A 13,021-nucleotide genomic window follows, 5' to 3' on the forward strand; every position below is an offset into this window, starting at 1 on the left:
CATTTGTATATTTTATTGTATCATAACTCCATTCTTTCATCATTTTCAGATTTTTCATCATATAAAAAACAGCCTTCAAAAAAGAAGACTGCCGTTATCTGCTTCGGAAATGATTTTCTAAACAAAGCGCCGTATTAATCCCCCGAATCCCATACTTAAACTCAACGCATGGTGTACGGTATGGGCGCTCGGCCCGTCGGTCACCCACTGAAATGAATCGTCAATCGGCTCCGTTAAATTGCGGGTCGGATGAAGCTTGGATTCCCGCATCTGCAATAGTGCGGCAATGATTTCCACCGTTCCGGCCGCACTCAGGCCGTGTCCGGTGATCGATTTTGTCGCATTAATCCGCGCGTGGGCCAGACCGCTTTCAGAAAGCGCCCGGCACTCAGTTTTATCTCCGATCGGCGAACCGGTGCCGTGGGGATTGATGTAGTCAATCTCTTTCGCTGAAAGACCGGCCCGCTCCAGCGCCTGGCGGATCACCGTCATTTCGCCTTCTGCTGAAGGATTCGGGTTGCGGTTCGCATCAGAAGCCATCCCCCAGCCCTTTAAGCCGGCCCACGAACGCGCGCCCCTCTGTTCGGCAGATTCAGCGCGTTCCAGCACAATCGCCCCGCATGCTTCTCCGAATATAAAACCGTCCGTATGCCGGTCAAACGGGCGGCAGGCGGCTTCAGGATGTTCAGCGAATTGATCAGTGCCCATTGCTCCCAATGAGCGGAGAGCGTGACACTCCATATACGACAGATCGGCCAGCGCCCCGATCACGATACAGCGGTCAAACAGGCCGCCATTGATTCCTTGGACAGCCTGGATAACCGCCGCCTGGCCGCTTGCCGACGCGCCGCCGACCGTAAAGGCCGGCCCTTTTATCCCGAATTGCTCGGTGCAAAGCCCTGATAGATCAGTATCCATAAAAGAAAGACCGTACACCGGATTTACAAATTGCGGCGTTTCGCCGTTTTTCTCAAAGGTCTGCAGCAGTTCGCGCTGCGTCGTATTCGAGCCGCCGACGATCAGACCGGTGCGGCTGTGATCAGCACCGTCTAATTGAGCGTCATGCCATGCTTCATATAAAGCGATAAGCGCCGCCTTTCCTGATAATGCAGCCCTTCGGTACAAGCGTTTGGACAGCGCATCCGGCGGCGTTAATTCGCTAAGCTCCGCGCCGACAAACAAACTGCCCTTCTGCCGGCCGGGGCGTTTCATCACATCAAAGGCGTGCCGCCCTTCCATAAGCGCATCAAGAAACGCCTCTTTGCCCTGTCCGACCGCGGTTAAGACCCCGATTCCTGTAATGCTGATGTCTGACGTGCCAACACTTCTCCTCGACATTTGCCCGTTCTCCCATCTTTATGTATTGGAAGCTATGAAGAAAAATCTTGATACAGCGCTTTGAAAATGTCCCGCGACTGTCTGATCTGTTCTATAGGCACGCTGAAAGATAAGCGGAAATAGCCGCTTCTTCCAAATCCGCTGCCGGGTACGATCAATAGTTTGTATTTCTGTGCGGCATGCATGCAGAATTCCACCTCGTCTTCAATCGGTGATTTAGGAAAGACGAAAAAGCCTCCCTTTGGCATTTCAAATTCAAAGCCGGATTCTGTGAGGATGTCCACCATAAGGTCTCTGCGCTTACGGTAAGGTTCAGCATCAATCGAAAGATCATCCATTTTCGCCACGGCGCGCTGCATCATGACCGGAGCGTTCACAAAGCCGAGCGTCCGGTTGCAGAAAACGAACGCATCCGTCAGAAGATCCCCCTCAGGCATTTGCGCGTCAACTGCAATATACCCGAGCCTTTCCCCCGCAATGCCGAGATCTTTACTGAACGAACTGACTAAAATCACGCGGTGATACGCCTGAAACGGATTCGCCTGCTCTTCGCCGTAGATCAGCTGGCTGTAAGGTTCGTCAAATAAAATAAAGATGCTTTGTCCGTTCCGTTCCTCGGCTTCTTTTAATAAGGCGCCCAATTCATTAAGATTTTTCTGGCTCAGCACAGTTCCCGTCGGATTATGCGGCGTATTGACGATCAGCCCTTTCGTACGGGGAGTGATCGCTTCTCTCACCGCTTCAATATCAATCTCAAATGAGTCAGTCAGCGGACAGATGACGGGTCTGCCGCGGTAATTTTCAACATACGCTTTATATTCCGCAAAATAAGGCGCCAGAAGAATGACTTCTTCCTCCGGGTTCAATATGCTCTTGAGCGCAACATTCAGCGCCCCGCCGGCTCCGACCGTCATCACTGTATGTCTGGCAGAAATTTCAGTCCGGAACCGCTCTGATAAAAAGCCCGCAACCTTCTCTCTCGCCTCCGGAAGCCCTTGGTTTTGTATATATCCGTGCCGTCCTGTTTCAGCCGCTTCGCAAAGCGCCTTTTTAAATGTTTCCGGAGGCTCCGCAACCGGATTTCCTATAGAAAAGTCAAACACCTTATCGGCGCCGAATTCTTTTTTCAGCCGCGCGCCTTCATCAAATAGTTTGCGTATCCATGATCCTTTCTCCAGATTTTCTGTCACTTCCCGTGATAAACCGCCCATTGTCATCTGTCCCTTCTGTCTTTTTCTGCCGTTTCTATTTACAATGATTATGAAAGATTTACATAGCGCAGTCAACGCTTTTTCAGGATCATGCCGCCCGGTTTCAAGAGAAAGACGGAAAACAATAAACTTGTGCAAACTCCCCTTCATATATTAAACTATTCTCATAACTATAACGTGATGGTTGGGGAGGGATTTAGATGGGGCTGAGACTTATCGCATCAGTGAATTAGCAGAGCTTGCCGGTGTAACGAAACGCACGGTGGATTACTACACAAACCTCGGGCTTTTAAAGCCTGGCAGGTCTTGTTCAAACTATCGTTACTACGATACACTTGCACTCAATCGGTTAAAGTTTATAGTCGCTTGTAAAAAGCAGCGATTGGCCCTGTCTGATATAAAAGACCGACTGGAGAACCAGTTTCCCTCTTCAGCCTTGCCTGACGATATTGGAAATCTGGCATCGGAAATTGATCACATGAATCAAAACATCTCCGGGATCTTGCATCGGTTTGAAAAGCTTGAACCAGAGGAGCGCGCACAGCTGAAAAAAAAGCTGGCTCCTGAAAAGCTTGCAGTGCTTCAATCATTCATGCTGCTGTTAAGTTAAACCATTATCTTACTAACAGGAGGTGTTACCTTCATCTTCCCAAAAGGAGTGAAGGTTCTAATTGGACATTGTGAATTTGATTTTAGTCGCGGTTTTAATCGCGCTGACGGCATTTTTCGTAGCATCTGAGTTTGCGATAATCAGAATCAGAGGCTCACGGGTTGACCAGCTTATAGCAGAAGGAAATAAAGCCGCAATCGGTGTCAAAAAAGTGACCACGCATTTAGATGAGTATTTATCAGCGTGTCAGCTCGGCATAACATTGACTTCAATTGGTCTTGGTGTCTTAGGCGAATCAACGATTGAACGCCTGCTTCATCCGCTTTTCACAAAGATAAACGTACCAAGCTCACTATCGCACATTATTTCATTTATTCTCGCCTACGCGGTCATTACGTTTTTACACGTGGTCGTCGGAGAATTAGCGCCGAAAACAGTCGCCATCCAAAAAGCGGAAGCCGTTTCGATGCTGTTTTCAAAACCGCTCATTTGGTTTTACCGCATCATGTTCCCGTTTATATGGCTTCTGAACAACTCCGCCCGTCTTTTAACGAAGATGTTCGGCCTGGAGCCGGTGTCAGAAAACGAGCTTGCCCACTCTGAAGAAGAGCTGCGCATCATTTTATCGGAAAGCTATAAAAGCGGTGAAATCAACCAGTCTGAATTTAAATACGTGAACAAAATCTTTGAATTTGACGACAGACTTGCAAAAGAAATCATGATTCCGCGTACGGAAATCGTCAGTCTGCCGCATGATATCAAAATTTCTGAAATGATGGACATCATTCAGATTGAAAAATATACCCGTTACCCTGTCGAAGAGGGTGACAAAGATAATATTATTGGCGTCATTAATATTAAAGAAGTGCTGACCGCCTGCATCAGCGGCGAAGTATCCGTCGACTCGCCGATTACTGAATTTGTCAATCCGATCATCCATGTGATTGAGTCGGCACCGATTCACGACCTGCTTGTGAAAATGCAGAAGGAGCGGGTTCATATGGCGATTCTGTCGGACGAATACGGCGGAACCGCAGGACTTGTCACCGTTGAAGACATCATCGAAGAAATCGTCGGGGAAATCCGTGATGAATTTGATATAGATGAAATCAACGAAATCCGCAAACTCGGCGACGGCCATTACATGCTTGACGGTAAGGTTCTGATTGATCAAGTGAACGAACTGCTCGGCATCCATTTGGAAAATGACGAAGTCGACACCATCGGCGGCTGGTTCCTTACACAGAAATACGACGTCGAACAATACGACTCGATTATCGAAGAAGGCTGTGAATTTATTATTAATGAAATTGACGGCCATCACGTCGCATATATCGAAGTAAAAAAACTGGCGTTTGATGAACTGCTGGAAACCGCCGAACAAAAAGAAGCATAACCAAAAAAAGCTTGCGCGTCTGATACAGACGGCAAGCTTTTTTATTTACATTTGTTCCAGTTTTTTCTCAAGGTCTTTAATTCTGGCATTCAGCTCTTCTGTCATGGCCGCAAGCCTCTCCTTCGGCGCAAGGTCGGCAAAGTCCTCCAAAAAAATCGGCTTGCCGATGATAAGCCGCATTTTTCCCTTTTTAAACAGCTCTTTTCCCGCAGACGGTCCGCTGTATGCGGCCGGAACGAGCGGCGCTTTCCCCATTTGGGCGATGGTCACGGCCCCTCTTTTCAGCGGGACGTCTTCAGAAGTTCTCGTGCCGCTTGGAAAAATCCCGACAATCTTCCCTTCCTTCAGAAGCTTAATCGGCGTTTTAATGCTGCTCGGACCCGGATTTTCACGATCAACCGGAAACGCGTGAATCTTCTTCAAAAAACTTCCGATCCACTTTTTCTGAAACAGCTCTTTTTTCGCCATATAATGAATCTGATGAGGCAATATTCCGACTCCGAGCGTGAGGACGTCCACCCAGCCCGCATGCGTGCACGCGATAACGAACCCTTTATCAGACGGAAGATTCTCTTTATTGTATACTTTGACTCCTCCGCGCAGAGAAAGAATGAATTTGATGGCATTTGCACAAAACTTATACATAACGCACTTCCTTTGTTGTAATGATCAAAAGTGTTCTCTCTCTATTATAACAATATTTTTTATTACCTGGTACTAATAAATATATTTTTCCTCCGCCGATCTCTATCTTTTATGACGGATTTTGGGTACTATAGAGAAATGGTGTTTGATGAGGTGAAAATGAATTTAAGCCGTTTGCATGGAACGTGCAACTTTAAACCTTTCTTATGCGTGTATAACATAGAGGGGAGAAAAGGCAGTGACGATCGATGAAATTTACCAAATGTATATGAATGATGTTTACCGGTTCCTGCTCTCCATGACAAAAGACAAGCATCTCGCTGAAGATTTGCTGCAGGAAACCTTTATGAGGGCATACATACACATTCACTCCTACGATCACAGCAAAGTAAAGCCATGGCTTTTTCAAGTGGCGAGAAATGCGTTTATAGATTATGTCAGAAAACATAAGAAGGAAGTGACCATTTCCGATGACTTAATTGGGAGCCTTTTTCAGACGGCTGTTCAAAGCCCGGCTCATCAGATTGAAATCAAGGAAGTGCTGACAGGGTATATGTCCGAACTTCCCGACAATTATCGGGAGGCCTTAACACTGTATTATTTAAAAGAACTGAATTACAAAGAAGCATCCCATATTATGAATATTTCAGAGGCTAATTTTAAAAGTGTTTTATTTCGTGCCAGACAGCGGCTGAAAGCACTTTATAATAGAGGTGTTAATGATGAATGAAGAATTTAAAAAGCGTTTTTACCAATACAAAAATGGAGAAATGAGCGACCGGGAAATGGCCGCCTTTGAAGAAGAGCTGGAAAAGCTGGAAGTCTATCAGGAGCTGATTGAAAGCGAAATGCAGGACGACCGGGAATGGGACGTCGGCATCAGCCCGGAAAAACAGAAGGCCATTTTATCATACGGAAAACGCAAATCGTATTTGCGGATTTCAGTTCTCGCCGTCATCTCCACTTTGATGATTTTGCCGCTTTGCACTTTAGGAAGCTACCTCTATTATGGTTTGGGAGGAAAAGAAAGCACCGGTAATCAATTAATGGAGACCGCGGCCGTGACGGTGGCGACCACAATGCCGAACGTCCTCGTCGATACCTCCGGGCTGAAAAGCCAGGTGAAGCTGTTTGGAATGAATACAGAATTTCCGCTGCAAAAGCAGATCGGCACAAAAACGAAATCCGTCGGCGGAGAACGGATTGAAATGTTTTTAGATACGGTCAAATCGCCTGCCGTTAACTACTATGATTTAGACGCGGCACAGGCAAAGCATTATTTCGCCCATCCTTCCGGCTTAAAGAAACGTACGGTCGACAGAGCCGGACAGACATTAAAAAAATTGCCTGAAGGCAGCGTGGCTGAGGTCTATCTTTCCTATGACCGGGCCTACCCTTCTTCCCAAATATATTCAGCCTTTAAAAAATACGATGTGAAGTTTTTATGGAACGCGGTCGAAACCGAGAAAAATCTGAAAGACAGTCCTTATGCCGAGCCGTTAGGATTTCCCGGGAAAGATTCTAAGATGGCTTCCTCTTTTGAAGCGCAGGGACAGACAGACAGAGAACAATTCACCAGCGCTCTTGAATTTATGTCCCGCCATAAAAAATGGGCGCATGCGATATCGAAACGCAAAGACATGAACCTGGGCAGCAGAATCGACTATGTCGAACATCACGGAATGAATGTATACGGCTCTGTCGTGACGGGGCCGACAAAAGAAATCGAACGTCTGCTGAAAAACAAAACAGTAAAAGCAGCAAACATCGGTGAGGTGGAATTATGGAATTGGTAAGAATTTTTAAAGAGCATAATGTTTTCGGCTGGATATCAGTCGGTACCGCGATTTTGTCGCTGCTGCTGTTGAACGTGGCAATCATCAGCAATGTAACTTTCTATTCTTATCAGATGCTGCCGTTTGCAATGGCCGCCGTGCCGTTCGGCATCATTGAGCTGTTTATTAAAAAAGGCCGGACGGGCCCGGGACTGCTCGGCGTCATCCTCAACCTTTTCGTCATTGTATGTGTATATACAATCGTTGCGGTTGATACGAATCTGCAATTCGGTTTTTAACCATAAAATAAAGGCTGTCGAGAAAATCTCGACAGCCTTTATTTTTCCTTAAAATATCCATTCTCCTGTATTAAAATAAAAGAAAGACTAAAAAGGACGGTGTCTTTCTCATGTTCCACACAAGAAACTCTTCTCAAAACACAGCCGAATTTGTTTTGCTTGACCAACTCGTCGAAGAAGATCATCTGCTTCGAAAAATTGATAAACACATAGACTTCTCTTTTATCATTGAAAAGGTTAAGCCTTACTACAGCGAAAACAAAGGCCGCCCTTCACTCGATCCGCTGATTTTATTCAAAATGATGTTTATCGGCTACCTCTACGGTATCCGTTCAGAAAGACAGCTCGAAAAAGAAATTTACTACAATATGGCATACAGATGGTTTCTCGGATTGAACATAAATGATCCAGTTCCGCATCACTCCACCATCAGCTGGAACAGACGCACACGCTTTAAAGATACAACCATCTTCCAAGACATCTTTGATGAGATCGTTCTTCAGGCCATCAATCATGACATGGTGGGCGGACGTGTCCTATTCACTGATTCAACTCATCTGAAAGCCAATGCCAACAAGCATAAATACACAAGAAAAACAATTGCGCAGGATACCCAAAACTATATCAAGGATTTAAATGAAGCCATACAAGAGGATCGGGAGGAACACGGAAAAAAGCCGTTAAAAGTCAAAGAGGAGGTGAAAGCTGAAAAAGAGATCCGCCACAGTACAACTGATCCGGAAAGTGGATATATGTATCGTGAAAATAAACCGGAGGGTTTCTTTTATTTAGATCACCGAACAACGGATATGAAACATAACATTATCACCGACGCCTATGTCACGCCCGGAAATGTCCATGATTCTGTACCTTATCTTGACCGATTGGATCACCAAATCGCACGATTTGATTTTGATGTAGAAGCCGTCGCTCTTGATTCTGGTTATTTAACGACCCCGATCTGTAAAGGATTAGCTGACCGCCATATTTTTGGCGTTATTGCCTATAGACGATATCACCCTGCCAGAGGCTTGTTTCCAAAATGGAAATTTCATTATGACAGTGAACAAGATAGATACATTTGTCCAAATCACCAAACACTTACATACTCAACAACTGACCGAAAAGGCTACCGGTCATATAAATCAAATCCTGAAATCTGTTCCGCATGCCCATTGCTTGCACAATGCACAAAATCAAAGAACCGCCAAAAGGTCATCACCCGGCATGTATGGGAGGACCATAAAGAAAGGGTCAGACAAAATCGCTTGTCTGTTTCAGGAAAAAACCTCTACAAAAAAAGAAAAGAAAAAATAGAGCGAAGCTTTGCAGATTCAAAACAGCTGCATGGGCTTCGCTATTGCAGGTTGAGGGGAAAGCGGAATGTGAGCGAGCAAGTCCTCCTCACAGCCGCATGCCAGAATATGAAGAAGATTGCCACATACCTAGCCAAACAAGGCTAGGCATGTGGGAGCTCTTTTTCTGCATCTGAAACCTGATGAATATCTAAAGAAACTGTATAAAACAAAAAAGCTTGTAGAAAAAACATCGTTTTCTCTACAAGCTGAGGCCCTTTGACAGGGCCTGTTTTTTTAAAATGAAAGAACGCCGATTAAATGCAGCAATACGACAATGATAGCCAGCGGCACAAGATATTTCAAAAGGAAATACCACAGCTGAAAGAAACGATAGCCGACGGCGGAACCGCTTTTCATCTCGGCAAACAGCTCCCGCTTCGGTATTTTCAGCGGGATGAAGATTGATATTAATAAAGCGCCGAGCGGAATCAGCACATTGCTCACTGTGAAATCCGCCAGATCAAAAAACGTTTTTCCGAACAAATGAACATCACTGAGAACACCGTATGATAAACACGACGGAATTCCGACTAAGAAAATGAGCAGACCGCTTGTCCACGACAGCTTCTTCCTTTTCGTTTCATCACCTTTCCCTACAGTCGCCACGATAATTTCCACCATCGAAAAGGCCGAAGTCAGTGCGGCAAAGAAAAAGACCGCCAGAAAGCTGATGAAAAACAGCGAGCCGAACGGCAGCCGGTCAAACACAGCCGGCAGTACGGTAAACAGCAGTGTAGGCCCTTCATCCGGTTTAAAGCCGAACGAAAAAACCGCCGGAAAAATGGCCAGTCCCGCAAACAGCGTGACGAGCACATTCATGATGACAATGGAACCCGCCGATCCCGGAAGGTTTTGGTTTTTCGGCAGATACGAACTGTACGTCACCATGACCGATACGCCGAGCGTTAATGTAAAAAACGCCTGTCCTAAAGCATAAAGGATGGATTCCGGCGTCAAATCTTCAAAGTGCGGAACCAATAAAAATTTAATTCCCTCAACGGCATGGTCAAGCGTGACAGAACGCAGCACAAGCAGCAGAAACAGCACGAATAAAATCGGCATCAGCACCGCACTGACACGTTCAATCCCTTTCTGCACGCCTTTTGCGACGACCGCCACCGTCATGATCATAAATACCAGCTGTGCGGCGAGAGTCTGGAGCGGATTTTCAATGACCGTCCCGAATACCGTGCCGTACTGCTCCTGAGTGAGCCCGGATAAAGAACCGGTAACGGCTTTCAGCACATAGAGCAAAATCCACCCGCCGACAACACTGTAAAAAGACAAAACTAAAAAACAGGCCGCCACACCCACATAACCCGTAAGGTGCCATACCGACTTCGGCGCGGCTTGTTTGTAGGCATCAATCGCGTTTGTCTGGCTCCGTCTTCCGAAAATAAATTCACCGAGCAAAAGCGGATAGCCTAAAAGCACGGTAAAGAGGACGAATACAAGAAAAAAAGCGCCTCCCCCGTTTGTACCCGCTACGTAAGGGAACTTCCAAATGGCTCCCAGGCCGATCGCCGAACCGGCGGCGGCCATAATAAATCCTATTTTTGAGGCCCATTGAACCCTTTTTTGGTCAGACACCACTTTCCACTTCCCTTCCGCCCTATATTATCCCTTATTCACCGCGATAACTTAAGCCCATTTCAATATGTTTAACTATTCTGAAAAACACAAAAAGAGCGGCAGATACCGCTCCTTTTGCCAATTATCCGTTTAATTTCGAATGCTTTCTCGAATATAAGAAATAAATCACCAGACCTATGATCAGCCAGATAAAGAAACGGATGATAGTGGCAGCGCCAAGGTTAATAATCAAAAACACGCAGAACAGAATGGACAACATCGGAATAAAGGGAACTCCCGGACATTTAAAAGCCCTCGGCAGATCAGGCTGTTTCTTTCTCAGCACGATAACCGCCACGGAAATCATGACAAACGCGGCAAGCGTTCCGATGTTTACGAGCTTCGCCAGTTCATCAAGCGGGACGAGCGCTCCCAGCAATGCCGACAGAATACCGAACACCCACGTCACCACGTGCGGCGTTTTATGCTTCGGATGGACTTTTGAAAGCGCCCCCGGCACTAAACCGTCACGGGACATGGCAAACATCACCCTCGTCTGGCCGTACAGCATGACGAGCATCACCGTCGTCATTCCCAACACTGCGCCGATATCAATAATCCCGGCCACCCAATTCTGACCCGCCATCTGCAGGACGAGAGAAACGGGATGGTCAACGCCTTCAAAACCGGCAAACGGTACAACGCCCGTCATAATCGCCGATACGGTCACATACAGCACGGTGCAGATGATTAATGAAAAAATAATTCCTTTCGGCAGATCCTTCGCCGGATTTTTCGTTTCCTCTGCGGCGGAAGAGACGGCGTCAAAACCGATAAAGGAGAAGAAAACGAGCGCCGCGGCACTGAAAACACCGCCGAACCCCATCGGCATAAACGGCTGCCAGTTGTGCGGTTTGACATATACGGCCGCAACGGCGATAAACAACAAAACAACCAGAATTTTCAGAATTACCATAATATTATTGACCCGCTTCGATTCCTTAATGCCTAAGTAGAGAAGGAATGTAATCGCAAGCACAATAACAAATGCTGGAAGATTAAAGAATGTGACCGTGCCTTTAACAGAACCCGGAGCGGCCGTTAATGCGGTCGGAAGATGGATGCCGACCCCCGCCAAAAATGATTGAAAATAACCGGACCAGCCGACCGAAACCGCGCTGACGGCGAGCATATATTCCAAGATTAAATCCCATCCGATGATAAACGCGAGAAGTTCACCCAATGTCGCATAAGTAAATGTGTAGACGGAACCTGAAACCGGGACGCTTGAAGCAAATTCAGCATATGACAAAGCCGCAAATAAACATGCTAAAGCGGCTATGACAAATGAAACGGTCAGCCCGGGTCCAGCCGTAACTGCGCCTGTTCCGGTTAAAACAAAAATACCCGTTCCGATGATGGCCCCTATCCCGAGAAGGGTCAGATCAAAGGCCCCCAATTCCCTTTTCAGCGACTTTTCGCCGCCCGTTGCGGCAAGCAGGTCCTGAATGCTTTTCTTTCTGAATATGCTCCCCTTCATCCGCTTCACTCCTTGTATATCAATCTCTTAAGTTAGAATATTCAGATAACAACAACGATAATGACTAAATTCTTATTTTTCGCATGAAATGTCTCAATACATCATTCCTTTCTCCTACATCATATTATAACGAAAAATAAAAAAATGAAAATAACTTTTTTGAAAATTCTCTATATTAAATTTAATGTATTTACAAAACAGAACATGAATGGGAAAACGTCCCGTTATTACAGCGGGTTAACGCCTATTATCATCTTTGAATTCACGATTGACCTGACGACAGGTTTTTTAACATTATATAGAAATAAAAATCCCGCACTTTTAAAAGTGCGGGATAAGACTTAAGGATTATGTTGAAATAAATCTGCCTCCATTTACGTGAATGGTCTGTCCTGTCATATAGGAAGATTCGTCTGAAGCCAAAAGCACGTAGGCTCCGGCGTGTTCAGCAGGCTGTCCCGGTCTTCCCATCGGGGTATCCAGACCGTGCTTTTCCACCTTTTCTTCAGTAAATGTCGCAGGGATCAAAGCGGTCCAGATCGGGCCCGGGGCCACTGCATTTACCCTGATCCCCTGATCGGCCAATGACTTCGCCATCGAACGTGTAAAGGAAACGATGCCGCCTTTCGTGCACGAATAGTCAATCAATGATGTATCGCCCTGATAAGCGGTAATAGATGTTGTGTTAATAATGGCGCTCCCTCTTTTCAGATGAGGCAGCACAGCCTTTGTCATATGAAACATGGAAAACATGTTTGTGCGGAAGGTCTTCTCCAGCTGTTCAGCCGTAATATCAAGGATCCCGTTTTGCGGATGCTGCTCAGCGGCATTATTCACAAGAATATCAATTTTTCCGTAGTGATCCAACACTTGCCGGACCGCCTTCTGACAATGCGCCTCATCACCGACGTCTCCCGGAATTAACAGGCATTCGGCCTGACATTCTTCCGCACGCTTTTTCGTTCTCTCGGCATCGGCATGTTCGTCAAGGTACAGGATGGCAAGATCTGCTCCCTCCTTCGCGTAAGCAATCGCAGCCGCTGCGCCGATGCCGCTGTCTCCGCCCGTGATGACGGCGACTTTTCCTTTTAGTCTGCCCGACCCTTTTACATCCGGGTATTCCAAGAGCGGTTTCGGCTCCATTTCTGACTCAGTGCCGGGCTGGCGGTTTTGCACCTGCGGTTTTTGACCTTCTGTCTGTCTGTCCATCGGATTCATGTTCTCACACTCCTGCATTTGGTATTACTGAGACGATACCACGGAGTGCGGATCACTAA

Annotated in this window: 11 protein-coding genes and 1 pseudogene; 6 read left to right on the forward strand and 6 right to left on the reverse strand. The window is 46.4% G+C overall.

From position 1 onward, the window contains the following. Positions 1 to 94: 94 nt before the first annotated feature. Positions 95 to 1,338 (reverse strand): annotated as a pseudogene (locus AUL54_RS05690) (beta-ketoacyl synthase N-terminal-like domain-containing protein). A gap of 32 nt (positions 1,339 to 1,370) precedes the next feature. Further along, the gene (locus tag AUL54_RS05695; protein ID WP_060965060.1) at positions 1,371 to 2,555 is read right to left on the reverse strand and encodes a pyridoxal phosphate-dependent aminotransferase; all 1,185 of its coding nucleotides are present in this window, start codon (positions 2,553 to 2,555) and stop codon (positions 1,371 to 1,373) included. Positions 2,556 to 2,733: 178 nt separating this feature from the next. Here AUL54_RS05695 and AUL54_RS05700 point away from each other — a divergent pair, with 178 nt between their 5' ends. Together AUL54_RS05700 and AUL54_RS05705 are read left to right on the forward strand one after the other, a co-directional pair. Then, positions 2,734 to 3,159, forward strand: coding sequence for a Cu(I)-responsive transcriptional regulator (locus tag AUL54_RS05700; RefSeq protein WP_016938386.1), 426 nt, complete (start codon positions 2,734 to 2,736; stop codon positions 3,157 to 3,159). 61 nt (positions 3,160 to 3,220) lie between these two features. Beyond that, on the forward strand, positions 3,221 to 4,555 hold the full coding sequence (locus tag AUL54_RS05705; protein WP_016938387.1) for a hemolysin family protein: 1,335 nt from the start codon (positions 3,221 to 3,223) through the stop codon (positions 4,553 to 4,555). Positions 4,556 to 4,600: 45 nt separating this feature from the next. Here AUL54_RS05705 and AUL54_RS05710 read toward each other — a convergent pair whose 3' ends face one another. After that, the gene (locus AUL54_RS05710) at positions 4,601 to 5,200 is read right to left on the reverse strand and encodes a lysophospholipid acyltransferase family protein (RefSeq protein ID WP_045927079.1); all 600 of its coding nucleotides are present in this window, start codon (positions 5,198 to 5,200) and stop codon (positions 4,601 to 4,603) included. 238 nt (positions 5,201 to 5,438) lie between these two features. Here AUL54_RS05710 and sigM point away from each other — a divergent pair, with 238 nt between their 5' ends. The 4 genes from sigM to AUL54_RS05730 all read left to right on the forward strand — a co-directional run bounded on the left by sigM (position 5,439) and on the right by AUL54_RS05730 (position 8,737). Continuing rightward, positions 5,439 to 5,930: an RNA polymerase sigma factor SigM gene (gene sigM, locus AUL54_RS05715; RefSeq protein ID WP_003155312.1), complete on the forward strand. Its 492-nt coding sequence runs from the start codon at positions 5,439 to 5,441 to the stop codon at positions 5,928 to 5,930. Continuing rightward, positions 5,923 to 6,996 (forward strand): anti-sigma factor, encoded by a 1,074-nt coding sequence (locus tag AUL54_RS05720; RefSeq protein ID WP_060963186.1) that lies wholly within the window; start codon positions 5,923 to 5,925, stop codon positions 6,994 to 6,996. Before sigM ends, AUL54_RS05720 begins: the two co-directional genes overlap by 8 nt. Then, on the forward strand, positions 6,984 to 7,274 hold the full coding sequence (locus AUL54_RS05725; RefSeq protein ID WP_003155315.1) for an anti-sigma-M factor: 291 nt from the start codon (positions 6,984 to 6,986) through the stop codon (positions 7,272 to 7,274). The genes AUL54_RS05720 and AUL54_RS05725 overlap by 13 nt, the downstream gene beginning before the upstream one ends. A gap of 110 nt (positions 7,275 to 7,384) precedes the next feature. Further along, complete coding sequence (locus AUL54_RS05730) at positions 7,385 to 8,737, forward strand: IS1182 family transposase (RefSeq protein WP_060963187.1); 1,353 nt, start codon at positions 7,385 to 7,387, stop codon at positions 8,735 to 8,737. A 129-nt stretch (positions 8,738 to 8,866) separates the two neighbouring features. Here AUL54_RS05730 and AUL54_RS05735 read toward each other — a convergent pair whose 3' ends face one another. The 3 genes from AUL54_RS05735 to AUL54_RS05750 all read right to left on the reverse strand — a co-directional run bounded on the left by AUL54_RS05735 (position 8,867) and on the right by AUL54_RS05750 (position 12,962). Then, positions 8,867 to 10,222 (reverse strand): sodium-dependent transporter, encoded by a 1,356-nt coding sequence (locus AUL54_RS05735; protein ID WP_049628811.1) that lies wholly within the window; start codon positions 10,220 to 10,222, stop codon positions 8,867 to 8,869. 124 nt (positions 10,223 to 10,346) lie between these two features. Continuing rightward, positions 10,347 to 11,744 (reverse strand): branched-chain amino acid transporter BcaP, encoded by a 1,398-nt coding sequence (locus AUL54_RS05740; RefSeq protein WP_060963188.1) that lies wholly within the window; start codon positions 11,742 to 11,744, stop codon positions 10,347 to 10,349. A 348-nt stretch (positions 11,745 to 12,092) separates the two neighbouring features. Continuing rightward, entirely contained in the window at positions 12,093 to 12,962 is an 870-nt protein-coding gene (locus AUL54_RS05750; protein WP_060963190.1) for an SDR family oxidoreductase, read from the reverse strand. Positions 12,963 to 13,021 lie beyond the last annotated feature (59 nt).

Origin of the sequence: Bacillus sp. SDLI1, assembly GCF_001553895.1 — a bacterium.
Lineage (GTDB): Bacteria > Bacillota > Bacilli > Bacillales > Bacillaceae > Bacillus > Bacillus siamensis.

What these genes read in the sequence shown, in the direction of transcription:
- AUL54_RS05695 (WP_060965060.1), bottom strand. Translation starts at nt 2,555, where the DNA reads ATGACAATGGGCGGTTTATCACGGGAAGTGACAGAAAATCTGGAGAAA.
- AUL54_RS05710 (WP_045927079.1), bottom strand. Translation starts at nt 5,200, where the DNA reads ATGTATAAGTTTTGTGCAAATGCCATCAAATTCATTCTTTCTCTGCGC.
- AUL54_RS05720 (WP_060963186.1), top strand. Translation starts at nt 5,923, where the DNA reads ATGAATGAAGAATTTAAAAAGCGTTTTTACCAATACAAAAATGGAGAA.
- AUL54_RS05725 (WP_003155315.1), top strand. Translation starts at nt 6,984, where the DNA reads ATGGAATTGGTAAGAATTTTTAAAGAGCATAATGTTTTCGGCTGGATA.
- AUL54_RS05730 (WP_060963187.1), top strand. Translation starts at nt 7,385, where the DNA reads ATGTTCCACACAAGAAACTCTTCTCAAAACACAGCCGAATTTGTTTTG.
- AUL54_RS05740 (WP_060963188.1), bottom strand. Translation starts at nt 11,744, where the DNA reads ATGAAGGGGAGCATATTCAGAAAGAAAAGCATTCAGGACCTGCTTGCC.
- AUL54_RS05750 (WP_060963190.1), bottom strand. Translation starts at nt 12,962, where the DNA reads ATGAATCCGATGGACAGACAGACAGAAGGTCAAAAACCGCAGGTGCAA.